We start from the raw sequence: 9,912 nt of genomic DNA on the forward strand, positions 1-9,912 counted from the left end.
TGCAAGTCCCGGGGCATCGTGGCTATAGCTATGCCAGCAGCACTCGTTACGGGTTCATCACGTGGACTAGGTCGTGCAACTGCTATTCGGTTCGCCGCTGACGGGTACAACGTCGCCGTCAACTATCATACCAGCGACGAGCAGGCCGAAGCCGTCGCAGATATCGTTCGGGAACACGGACAAGAAGCTATCGTTGTCGGTGCAGATGTATCAGAGCCCGACGAAGCCGCGGGATTAGTTGAGCAAACAGTCGAGTCGTTTGGCGGCCTAGACCACATCGTGAACAACGCAGGTATCGACCAACACGTCTACACAGAGAACCTTTCGCCGGCAGATTTTGACAACGTGATGGATGTAAACGTCAACTCTGCGTTCAACGTCACGAAGGCTGCTCTTTCACACCTCAACGCCTCAGACGACGACCCGTCTGTCACGAACATCTCGTCGATTCTGGCCCATACGGGTGCGCCAATTGAGTGCCATTATGCTGCCTCGAAGGGTGCACTGGTTACACTCACCCGGACACACGCACGTGATTTTGCCCCGGATATCCGCGTCAACGCAGTCGCACCCGGGCATATTGAGACAGATATGACCGCAGACCGGACCGAAGAAGAAAAATCCAAGGAGTTAGCAGAGATTCCGGTCGAACGCTACGGCCAACCAGAGGATATTGCCGAAGCAGTCGCATACCTCCGAGACGCCACGTTCGTCACTGGTGAGACACTGAACGTCAACGGCGGCGAGGATATGCGGTAATATATCCAGCGAACGCCTCCGTACAGCTAGTAATCGTCAGGGTCTCGCGGGTCGTACTCGGAACACGATGTGTCGCTCGGCCCGATTGTTGTATCCGGACAACTACCGGGAAAGTCCGAATCGTCCGCGTAAACGTGGCCGTCGATGCTAACGTTGTCCAGACTCAGGCTGCCGTCGTTGACGACAACAGCACCGTCGACATACGAGTTGCCATCAATGTCGATATTCGTGTCGGATTGGGCGACGATATCGCCGTAGACGTTGCTGTTGCTCGTGATTGTAATATCGTCCGCATCAGACGTAATAGAGCCGACGACATCAGAGGAATCGAGGTCAACATCACCATCAGTATCGAGATTCCCAATCAGTGCAGAACCCGAATCTAAGTCGATGTTGACATCATCTATCGCTGTGTCGAGATCTTCTTTGACGTTGCAGATGCCTTTATCATCACTCATATCCAGATCGCCATTGGCTTTGACATCGTCCGCCACCCAGTCACACCGGTTGTCGATTTCGGTTGGGTCGTACAGAAGCGAACTCGGTTCGACATCGAACCGCTGCAAGACGTGGTCGGTGTTCTCGCCGTACCAGACCAATGTGACCTCATCAGTGACTGGACGGACTTTGATTTCTTCGCCTGCGACAAACTGTTCGTCAAGAAGCGCATCCTCACTTACAACACCGATAAGCCGCGTTTCGGCCCCAGTCAGATTTGCGCCGCCGGCGTGTCTAAGCACGAACGTTCCGTTGGCGTCATCGGTTGGCTCAAGCGAGAGTCGAGCGTTGGGTTGTGGGTCGCTTTCGTCGGTCAGGGAAAATATCATCGCACCTGCACCGGCTGCGAGAGCGACCACAATTGCGACGAGTAATACGACTCCGATGACTGGCGAGATTGCTCTACCCCCCGTTTGGACCCCCTGCATACGTTATCAAGGAGTATTCAAAGAAGATAATTGGCTAGCCTTGTGCTGTATACTCTGCGGTCAGTCGCCTTAGAGACATAGAACATCTCCGAAAAGAGACAAGCAGTGGCCCCGACTCGCTGGTCATAAATTAGGGAAGAACCGCACCAAAACAGTCGACGATTTCAGGCCCGGCAACAGTCTCACGAACGTCCTGTATGGTCTTGGATGACACGGTACTGTACCCTAAAAAGAGCACATTGACCCGCCGGATGAGAACGACGACCGAGACAGAGAGAAGAGTGCTGAACAGTATGGTGGGCTCTCGAACCAGTGTCCGAGCGCTGAGAGGCCAGTCACACCGCGCCAGACTGTCTATCTTGTCTTATCGATACTGTCCGAGGGGTCAGACAAGGACGGACGGATAGAACTGCGTTCTGGACCCAGTTCACGCAGAGACGAGGCGAACTCGCAACCTCTTTTAGGCCGACATTCAGACGTAGAGTATGTTGATTACCGTCTCCGGTCAAGCCGGAAGCGGCAAGAGTACGCTTGCGGCCACGCTGGCGGATGTATTGGGGTACGAACACGTCTCCGGAGGGGATATCTTCCGTGACCTCGCCGCCGAGCGAGAGATGACGCCACTTGAGTTGAACCGTCTCGCCGAAGAAGACGACCAAATCGACCGCGACCTCGATAAACGGCTGCGTGCGACTGCACGGAAGTCTGATGAGCTCGTGCTCGAATCGCGGCTGGCAGGCTGGATGGCCGCCGAGTACGCCGACCTTCGACTGTGGCTGGATGCGCCGCTTGCGGTCCGTGCCGAACGTATCGCTGACCGTGAGGACAAGTCCGTCGGCACGGCCCGCGAGGAAACCGAAAAACGCACCGAAAGCGAGTCCGTCCGTTACCAGAAGTACTACGGTATCGACATCAGGGATCTCTCTATCTATGACCTTGTTATCAATACCGCCCGATGGAGCCCCGAAGGTGTCGTCGACCTCGCAGAGTCCGCTGTCGAATCGTATGACCCAGTAAGTGACGAGGGCAAAACGCCTGTTACCGGCATCGAGTACGAGTTCGAGTGACGATGCTTCCCACCCCACCTGAGGACCGGTCGCCAGCCGAACTCCTCTCCTTTGGCGTCGTCAGCCTCGACAAACCACCCGGCCCATCCTCACACGAGGTGGCAGATTGGACACAAGACCTTATTGCGGAGGCGCTGGCTGCTGCTGAGACAGACCACACCGTCGACCGTGTGGCTCACGCTGGGACACTTGACCCAAAAGTAACCGGCTCGCTTCCGCTGTTGCTTGGGCGGGCAACCCGCATCGCACAGGTGTTCGACGACAGCGTCAAAGAGTATGTCGCTGTTTTGGAGTGTCATGGCCCCCTCCCATCAGACGTGACAGCAACCCTGTCGGAGTTTGTGGGAGACCTCTACCAGAAGCCACCCCGAAAGAGCGCCGTCAAGCGACAGCTCCGAGTGCGGACGGTTCACGACATCGCTGTCCTCGACGAAGGTGACCGACAGCTTCTCCTCCGAGTCCGCTGTGAGGCAGGAACGTACATCAGGAAGCTGTGTCATGATATCGGGCTAGCGCTTGGCACCGGTGCACATATGGGTGACCTGCGACGGGCAGCAACTGGCCGATTTGACGATACCGACCTCGTCACGATGGAAGACTTTGCTGATGCACTCGCCTTCTGGACCGAAGACGGTAACGACGAACCCTTGCGTGAGGTTGTATCACCTGCTGAACGTGCACTTGCGCCTCTTGGCCGGGTAACGATTGCGCCAAGCGCTGCTGAGGAGGTCACGGACGGCGCACCAGTGTACGCACCCGGGGTTATCGATGTCTCTCCACCCGCAACCGGTGATACACAGCCATCCTCCGGCGACCTCGTCGCCTGTTATACGCCAAACGGGGCAGCAATCTGTCTTGGTCGTTTTGTCGGCTCTGCTGTTGCTGATTCAGGAACCGTCGTCGAACTTGAACGCGTTGTCGTCTGAGCAATTTGTGACAACTGTGGCTCTTTTTTCAGTTCCATGTATCCAGTTGTCTCGACAGCCGATTCGTGGGGACCGCGTTGGACACAGCTGTTAACTCCCGGCCGTCGGTATCAGCGGCCGGGGTGGCCCGATGGCAGCCTGCTTCGTCCGCAACTCTGTTCCCGAAGTGTCTCACCGGTCGGAGTGTCCAGAACGTCACGTTCGCGCAGTTCTGGAACAGCAAGGTCAACAAAGTCAGTCAGTGTCTCTGGACGAACAACCTCTTTGACGTTGATGCCATCGACTCCCAAGTCGCGATACCAGTGTTCGATACAGTCTGCAACGTCAGCTGGGGTGCCAACGTCAACCGGCGATATCGTTCCAAGGCCAGCAAACTAACTGGCCTGCGTCCGCGTCGCGCTCGACGGCATCGTCCTCCCAAGACTGCACCCACAGCGCGTAACAGACTTCCATGAACTCTTCTGCCCTATCGTAGCGCTCGTCGTGGTCAATTCGGCCCTCCAGTCCGAGGTTCGCTGCGGCGGATGGAAAACCACCCTCTCTCTGGGAGAAACAGTCCGGTACCTCTTTTAAGTGTACTGTGCAAATCCCGAACAACATGGCAGCAATCCAAGTGGAGAATATTTCAAAGCGATACGGAACAGTGACCGCTCTCGACAGAGTTGATTTTACCGTCAAGGAGGGAGAAGTCTTCGGCTTTTTAGGCCCTAACGGGGCCGGAAAGTCGACGATGATAAACATTTTCCTCGACTTTGTCCGGCCAACAGAAGGCCACGTGCGTATCTTTGGTCACGACTGTCAGTCAGAAGGAAAACAAGCACGCGAACGAATGGGCGTCCTCCCCGAAGGATACGAAGTCTACGACCGACTAACCGCACGGCAACATCTCGAGTTTGTTATCGGCTCTAAGGACGCTGAGGAAGAGCCCATGGAGCTACTCGGTCGCGTCGGGCTACGAGATGAGTCTGACCGACAGGCAGGCGGTTTCTCGAAAGGAATGGCCCAACGGCTCGTTCTGGCGATGGCACTGGTTGGTGACCCAGACCTTATTGTCCTTGACGAGCCAACGACAGGACTTGACCCAAACGGGGCACGCGAAATGCGGAATATCATTCTTCAGGAGGCAGACCGCGGCGCAACGGTCTTTTTCTCCAGTCACATTCTTGAACAGGTTGAGGCTGTCTGCGACCGAGTGGGTATCCTCCACCAAGGAGAGTTGGCCACTATCGATACTATCGAGGGACTGAGAGAGTCCGTCGGTGGCGGGACAAAGCTACAGATACAGGTCGAAAAGGTTCAAAACGGTGTTCTTGACAGTATTGAGACACTAGAAGGCGTCGAGCAGGCGTGGCTCAGTCAAGAAGATACACAGATCGAAGTGACCTGCTCGAACGATGCAAAGCTCGATGTTGTCGTCGAGCTCAACGACGCTGGGGTCGAGGTTGAGAACTTCCGAACTGAGGAAGCATCGCTTGAAGACATGTTCGCCGAGTACACTGGAGGGAGCCGGTGATGTCATGGCAGGTAATCGCCAAGAAGGATTACGCCGAGTCGAGAGACTCAAAGCTTGTCTACTACCTGCTGTTGTTTTTCGCCTTCGTCTTTCTTGTCGGCGGCTACACGTACCCGACGGTTACTGAAGGCGACCCGACGAAGGGTGGGTTTGCCGGCTTTATGACGGGGGCGGTCTCCTTGCTACTGCCACTAATCGCAATCTTACTCAGCTACAATTCTATTGTCGGCGAGCGCGAGTCTGGCAAGTTGAATCTCCTCCTATCACTGCCCTACAATCGACGGGAAGTCGTCTTCGGGAAGCTGGTAGGACGAGGTGTGCTTTTGCTTATAGCTATCGTCGGCAGTCTTGTCAGTGCTGGCGCTCTCGTTGTCTACCCGTTCGGGTCGGTGTCGGCGATGTCGCTGCTTAACTACGTCGGATATATGATCCTGACAACTGCATTCGCCGGTATCTTCTTTGGCATCGGGCTTGCCGTCTCGACGTTTACCACATCGAAGCGGCTGGCAACGATGGGCGGCTTCGGCGCGTACTTCCTGTTCGCGCTCGTCTGGGACGGTGTCCGCCAAGGACTCAATTACGCACTGGAGCAAGTCGGCGTTATCGATGGCACAGCACCAGACTGGCTCCTGTTCGTCTACGGAATCGAGCCGACAATGTTGTACGACCGGCTCGTGACGGGGTTCATCGAAAACGACGTCAGCGGGCCGTATTTCGGGGCCGATACACCGTGGTATCTCGGCAAGTGGGCCGGACTGGTCCTGTTTTTGGTCTGGGTGGTTGTGCCACTCTCACTCGGCTACTGGCGTTTCGAGGTGACTGACCTATGAGCTGGCGTGCAGTGGCCCGGAAAGACTTCCTTGATGCAACCCGCTCAAAAATGTTGTGGGGCCTGCTGGTTGTATTCATTGGCTATCTTGGAATCGTTTCGTATCTTAGCCAAGGAGGTGATGCGGAGCTTCTTGAATTTATTGAGCTTACTGCCCAAGGGTTCGTGCTGTTTGTCCCACTGGTGAGTATCATTCTTGGCTACAAATCCATTATCGACGAGCGCGAATCCGGAACAATTGCGCTGTTGCTGTCGCTTCCCCACTCCCGTCGAGATATGGTTGTCGGGAAGTTTGTTGGCCGAACAGTCGTGCTAGCAATTCCGGTCCTCGTCAGCCTTCTTGGAGCCTCGGCAGTCATCGTCCTCCTGTTCGATTCGTTCCCAGTCATCGACTACGTGCTGTTTGCACTCCTGAGCGTTGCACTGGGGGCCGCGTTCCTCGGTATCTCAGTTGGGTTATCGATGAGTACAACCGTCAACCGACGAGTGACGGCGGGAGCATTCGGAGCATACGTCGTCCTTGGCGTCCTCTGGAAGCAAATTATGGACGCAATGTTGGTCATTCTTTGGCGCTTCGAGAATGGCGTGCTTGTGGACCGCCCAGCGTGGGCAATGTTCGTCCAGATGGCGTCACCGATGGAGTCATTTGACCGGCTCACTGCTGCACTGTTCGACCTCGATATTGCGACGGCATACACAGCCGCTGATGCACCCTGGGTCGTTGACGCCTGGGTCGCTGTTCTTGTGTTAGTCGGCTGGGTGGTTCTCCCGCTTGGAATTGGCTACATCCGCTTTTCGATTGCTGACCTGTAGCGGCTTGGCCGGACTACGCAGCCGAAAATCGCGTTCAGTCCCGTCAAGAATTTCACTGGCTACTAGGGAGCGCAACATTTACACTGGGTACGGGCGGTGGTTCCGGTATGGACGAAACAGTGCTGCTCATTGGCGGCGGCGGGCGCGAACACGCAGTCGCACGAGCGCTTGTAGACACTACCGCAGAACTCTACGCCTGTGCTAGTAATCGGAATCCCGGTATTGCGCGACTCGCCGACGGGTTCGAAACGCTGGAGACGACTAACCCCACGGCAGTCCGTTCCTACGCAAACGAGGTCGACGCGACGCTTGCAGTCATCGGCCCAGAAGGACCGCTGGCGGCCGGTGTTGCTGATGCACTCGACGATGCAGGCGTGTACGCCTTTGGTCCACACGAAAAACAAGCCCGCATCGAGACGGACAAAGGATTCCAGCGTCGATTCATGGACGAACACGACGTGCCGGGCCTCCCTGCGTTCGAAACCTTCGAGGATATGGATGCCGCCTGCGAGTACGTCGACAGCTTTGATGGTGACCTCGTGGTCAAACCGGCTGGGCTAACCGGTGGCAAGGGTGTAAAAGTCATCGGCGACCAGGTGACTGCTGAGGAGGCAAAAGATTATATCCGTGGCTCAGATTACGAGCGGCTAGTGCTTGAGGAACGGCTCGTCGGTGAGGAATTTACCGTCCAAGCGTTTGTCGCCAACGGCGACATGCGCGTCACACCAGCGATACAAGACCACAAGCGCGCCTACGAGGATGATAAAGGACCAAACACCGGTGGAATGGGTTCATACAGTGATGCAAGTCTTGCACTGCCGTTCAAAAGCGAAGCGGAGTACATGGACGCAGTCGATATCATGCAGGCTGTTGTAGACTCGCTTGATGGGTACAAGGGAATTTTGTACGGTCAGTTCATGCTGACCGCCGATGGAATCAAAGTTGTCGAGTTCAACGCCCGCTTTGGTGACCCTGAGGCGATGAATACGCTCCCAGTTCTTGGCACGGAGCTACTTGATGTACTCGTTGCTGCCCGTGAGGGAACGTCACTCCCACAACTCAGCTTCAAGCGACAGGCAACTGTCTGTAAATATGCGGTTCCAGATGGCTACCCGAAAGACCCAAACGCTGGTGCGAAAGTAACTATTGACGAGGAAACTGTCGCGAATATCGCCAAAAAACACGAGACAGACCAGTCTGGCAGCGATGCAATCCTGTTTTACGCAAGCGTCGACGAGCGCGACGATGGGATTTACACGACTACCTCGCGGTCGTTCGCTGTCGTTGGGGTCGCGGACACAATTTCAGCCGCCGAAGCGATAGCTGAGGACGCTCTTAGCGCGGCAGACGAAGACGGGTTGCGAATGCGACAGGACATCGGAAAAGAGGCCCTAGTCCAGCGACGCATTGATCACATAGAAAAGCTCCGCGGCGAGTAAGAGCCTGCAGTTTCAAGGGTTTGCCCCGCAAACGGATGTGTGATGGACGACGACGGTATCCGGACCGACGAGCAAGCAGCGACACAGCGGCGACACAGCCGTATGACGAGTCATCCACAACCGGGCAGACACAACTCGCTTCATGGCTGGTATCGGGACCGGAACCTGCTCCGGGTGGTTGTCAACTACACTATCATCCTGTTCTGTCGCTTGTGTCCGAGCCTCGTTCTCAAGCGACTGTTATTCCGGACGCTTGGAATGGACGTCGGAAGCGGTGTCGCATGGGGTCTCGAATCGACGCCCGACGTGTTCTGGCCGGAGTTGATAACTGTCGAAGATGACGCAGTCATCGGCTACGATGCGACGATTCTCTGTCACGAGTTTTTACAGGACGAATATCGGACAGGACCCGTCGTTATTGGCGAACGCGCGATGATTGGCGCAGGTGCTATCGTGCTTCCGGGAGTCGAAATCGGCGAGGATGCCCAAGTCGCCGCAAACTCACTGGTCACAGAGGACGTTCCGGCTGACACGACAGTGGCAGGCGTGCCAGCAGAAGTCACCGGTGAGGAGTAACTGAACTGTGACGAAACGCGGGACACTTTAAGCTCCGGCCGATACCGATGAGTATGGAGTACGACGACATGCTTGACAGGGGACTTGAAGAGACACCTGATATCGAGGGTAACTCGGACCGGTTTTCACTTCCAGAACCCGAAGTTCGACAGGAGGGGCACGCAACGGTATTCGAAAACTTCCAAGGAGCTTGCCGTGATCTCGACCGCGACGAAGACCATCTACTAAAATTCTTGCAGGATGAGCTGGGAACAAGTGCACATATCGACGAAAGCGGGCGTGGTCGGTTCACCGGTGAGTTCAGCGAGCGACGTATCCGAAACGCGCTTGAAACCTACGCAGAACGGTTCGTGCTCTGCTCAGAGTGTGAACTACCGGATACGAGTATCGTCGAAGAACAGGGAGCAGAGCTGTTGCAGTGTGCCGCCTGTGGCGCTCGCTCACCTACCTCGGGGTAACTTCACCCGAGCTGTTTGAGCGTGTTCAGGTCGTGTTCGGTACGGGCAAACTCAGACACGGGCCGGCTCGCGTGGCAGTTTGGACAGTGTAACACGCGGTGAGTTTCGGGCAGTTCGTCTGGCGTTGCTTGCCATTCTTTTGTACACTCAGGACAGAGTAGTCGGACGTACGCTTCTTCCATGCACATAGTTATCACACAGTCAGTTGTCAAAAAGTTTGTGTCAGTCTGACAGATACTGCGTAGTTACGTCCATTTAGCACTCTTCGACAAGAGATTCTGATGCGACCCAGCGTCAAGATCATCGAAGTCGCTGTGTCGGAGGTCACTAAGAGCTGCGCATTGCTTCGGCGTGGCAAGGGCTAACTGCCTCAAGACCGGGTTACTGGTTGCTCAACTATTTGAATATCATCGATACCCACGCTGTACATATGCAAAAAACCCCATCCAGCGCTGTTGCTGGATGAGGGTAATGATGGGATGAATAGAGGCGGCGAACCGCCTTTCCCAGAGACTCTCGTACTCCAGTACTCAGCGGAACGCTGGTGAGCTTAACTTCCGTGTTCGGGATGGGTACGGGTGGAACCTCACCGCTATGGCCGCCTTA

Annotated in this window: 13 protein-coding genes and 1 rRNA gene; 9 read left to right on the forward strand and 5 right to left on the reverse strand. The window is 55.8% G+C overall.

Translation table 11 applies throughout. The features are described from left to right. Nucleotides 1-30: 30 nt before the first annotated feature. Nucleotides 31-759, forward strand: a complete 729-nt coding sequence (locus N5098_RS13990) for a 3-oxoacyl-ACP reductase family protein (RefSeq protein ID WP_267638491.1) — start codon at nucleotides 31-33, stop codon at nucleotides 757-759. Between the two features lie 26 nt (nucleotides 760-785). Here N5098_RS13990 and N5098_RS13995 read toward each other — a convergent pair whose 3' ends face one another. Beyond that, on the reverse strand, nucleotides 786-1,685 hold the full coding sequence (locus tag N5098_RS13995; protein WP_267638492.1) for a type IV pilin domain-containing protein: 900 nt from the start codon (nucleotides 1,683-1,685) through the stop codon (nucleotides 786-788). Between the two features lie 485 nt (nucleotides 1,686-2,170). On the opposite strand from N5098_RS13995, the gene cmk reads away from it, so the two are divergent. Then, nucleotides 2,171-2,752 carry a (d)CMP kinase gene (cmk, locus tag N5098_RS14000; RefSeq protein WP_267638493.1) on the forward strand — a complete coding sequence of 194 codons (582 nt, stop codon included), beginning with the start codon at nucleotides 2,171-2,173 and terminating at the stop codon, nucleotides 2,750-2,752. Nucleotides 2,753-2,754: 2 nt separating this feature from the next. Beyond that, a complete protein-coding gene (locus N5098_RS14005) occupies nucleotides 2,755-3,678 on the forward strand; it encodes an RNA-guided pseudouridylation complex pseudouridine synthase subunit Cbf5 (protein WP_267638494.1) in 924 nt (307 codons plus the stop codon). 110 nt (nucleotides 3,679-3,788) lie between these two features. Here the strand turns inward: N5098_RS14005 and N5098_RS14010 are convergent, their stop codons facing one another. Both N5098_RS14010 and N5098_RS14015 read right to left on the reverse strand, forming a co-directional pair. Then, nucleotides 3,789-3,968, reverse strand: a complete 180-nt coding sequence (locus N5098_RS14010) for a hypothetical protein (RefSeq protein ID WP_267638495.1) — start codon at nucleotides 3,966-3,968, stop codon at nucleotides 3,789-3,791. Between the two features lie 52 nt (nucleotides 3,969-4,020). Beyond that, the gene (locus N5098_RS14015; protein WP_267638496.1) at nucleotides 4,021-4,278 is read right to left on the reverse strand and encodes a hypothetical protein; all 258 of its coding nucleotides are present in this window, start codon (nucleotides 4,276-4,278) and stop codon (nucleotides 4,021-4,023) included. Between N5098_RS14015 and N5098_RS14020 the strand changes: the two genes are divergently transcribed. The 6 genes from N5098_RS14020 (at nucleotide 4,277) to N5098_RS14045 (ending at nucleotide 9,306) form a co-directional block, all read left to right on the forward strand. Continuing rightward, a complete protein-coding gene (locus tag N5098_RS14020; RefSeq protein ID WP_267638498.1) occupies nucleotides 4,277-5,191 on the forward strand; it encodes an ABC transporter ATP-binding protein in 915 nt (304 codons plus the stop codon). The two genes, N5098_RS14015 and N5098_RS14020, sit on opposite strands and share 2 nt — an antisense overlap. After that, nucleotides 5,191-6,021 (forward strand): ABC transporter permease subunit, encoded by an 831-nt coding sequence (locus N5098_RS14025; protein ID WP_267638500.1) that lies wholly within the window; start codon nucleotides 5,191-5,193, stop codon nucleotides 6,019-6,021. The genes N5098_RS14020 and N5098_RS14025 overlap by 1 nt, the downstream gene beginning before the upstream one ends. Beyond that, the gene (locus tag N5098_RS14030) at nucleotides 6,018-6,833 is read left to right on the forward strand and encodes an ABC transporter permease (protein ID WP_267638501.1); all 816 of its coding nucleotides are present in this window, start codon (nucleotides 6,018-6,020) and stop codon (nucleotides 6,831-6,833) included. The genes N5098_RS14025 and N5098_RS14030 overlap by 4 nt, the downstream gene beginning before the upstream one ends. Before the next feature lie 107 nt (nucleotides 6,834-6,940). Then, entirely contained in the window at nucleotides 6,941-8,272 is a 1,332-nt protein-coding gene (purD, locus tag N5098_RS14035) for a phosphoribosylamine--glycine ligase (protein ID WP_267638502.1), read from the forward strand. 42 nt (nucleotides 8,273-8,314) lie between these two features. After that, nucleotides 8,315-8,848 (forward strand): acyltransferase, encoded by a 534-nt coding sequence (locus N5098_RS14040; RefSeq protein ID WP_267638503.1) that lies wholly within the window; start codon nucleotides 8,315-8,317, stop codon nucleotides 8,846-8,848. A 53-nt stretch (nucleotides 8,849-8,901) separates the two neighbouring features. Further along, a complete protein-coding gene (locus tag N5098_RS14045) occupies nucleotides 8,902-9,306 on the forward strand; it encodes a translation initiation factor IF-2 subunit beta (protein ID WP_267638504.1) in 405 nt (134 codons plus the stop codon). Nucleotides 9,307-9,308: 2 nt separating this feature from the next. Here the strand turns inward: N5098_RS14045 and N5098_RS14050 are convergent, their stop codons facing one another. Together N5098_RS14050 and rrf are read right to left on the reverse strand one after the other, a co-directional pair. After that, on the reverse strand, nucleotides 9,309-9,488 hold the full coding sequence (locus N5098_RS14050) for a DUF7836 family putative zinc-binding protein (RefSeq protein WP_267638505.1): 180 nt from the start codon (nucleotides 9,486-9,488) through the stop codon (nucleotides 9,309-9,311). A 302-nt stretch (nucleotides 9,489-9,790) separates the two neighbouring features. Further along, nucleotides 9,791-9,912: ribosomal RNA gene (gene rrf, locus N5098_RS14055) — 5S ribosomal RNA — on the reverse strand.

It is taken from the genome of Halovenus rubra, assembly GCF_026586665.1.
Lineage (GTDB): Archaea > Halobacteriota > Halobacteria > Halobacteriales > Haloarculaceae > Halovenus > Halovenus rubra.